Raw genomic sequence first — 1,135 nt, 5'->3', positions numbered from 1 at the left:
GCCACCACGCCCTGATGCAGGACCCGCACCTCGCGCCCGTCGTCGAGCGCCTGCGGGATGCGCTCATTCAAGCGTCGGGCAGCGCCCCCCGTCAGGCCACGGAGCGCTGACTTCGAGCCTGAAGTGGGGGACCCGCCGTCGCGGATCATCGCGACGGTGGGTCCGCTCGCGCGACGCACCTGAGCCATGTTTCAAAACATGCGCCACCCGGTTTCGACGGTGGCTCGCGGCCGCTTCAGGCGCGAAGCCCGGGGCCTGTCTCATCCGCCCTCAGGGAGGAGACTCCAGGAGCAGGTCCCACTCCGGAGGACATCTGGCGTCCTTCCCTCCCTGAACTCCGGGAGCCAGAACAATCCCGTAAATACCTGAATTCATTCGGATGGTTCTCCGCCGCCCTCATGACAGGGCCTCCGTAGGCGGAATAATCTCACCCGCATGGATTTGACCCACCCTCGCGCCTCTCCCGGGAGAGCGGCGCAGGGGGTCATTCCGGAATCAGCAGCAGGTCTGAGTTCTCGCGAGCGCCACCGCCCCGGGTGTCGCACGCGTTGGCGTCCCCGAGCGCGGAGTACACGAGATGAGCAACGAGCTGTCGAAGCGGATCGCCAACCTCTCACCGGAGAAGCGCGCCGAACTGCTCAAGAAGATGGCCGCGCAGAAGGCCGCCGGGGGCAACTCCGTGCAGGGCCTCATCCCGGTGCAAGACCGCTCGCGCCCGTTGCCGCTGTCCTTCGCCCAGCAGCGCCTGTGGTTCATTGATCAGCTGCAGCCCGGCAGCCCTCTCTACAACGTGCCCATGGCGGTGCGGCTGGAGGGCGCGCTGGACGTGGACGTGCTGGAGCGCGCGCTGCGCGAAGTGGTGCGCCGTCACGAAGTGCTCCGGACGACCTTCCGCGAGGACGCCGCCGGGCCCGTGCAGGTGGTGTCACCGGAGCCGGTGCTCACCCTGGAGCGCAAGGACCTCACGGGCTCATCGCAGGAAGAGGCGTGGCGGCTGGCGCGTGAAGCGGCGGCCCAGCCCTTCCACCTCGCGAAGGGCCCACTGCTGCGCGCCCTGCTGCTGACGTCGGCGCCGGCAGAGCACCTGCTCGTGGTGGTGGTGCACCACATCGTCTCCGACGGCTGGTCCATGACG

General features: G+C 68.5%; 1 protein-coding gene. It reads left to right on the top strand.

Translation table 11 applies throughout. From position 1 onward, the window contains the following. Positions 1-577: 577 nt before the first annotated feature. Positions 578-1,135, top strand: a 558-nt coding sequence (locus ACLEQD_RS43915; protein WP_410391871.1) for a condensation domain-containing protein, incomplete at its 3' end; no start/stop codon positions are given.

It is taken from the genome of Corallococcus sp. 4LFB, assembly GCF_046520365.1.
Classification (GTDB): Bacteria; Myxococcota; Myxococcia; order Myxococcales; family Myxococcaceae; genus Corallococcus; species Corallococcus caeni.
Note: the sequence above shows the minus strand (reverse complement) of the source record. Positions and strands in the feature narration are given on the sequence as shown.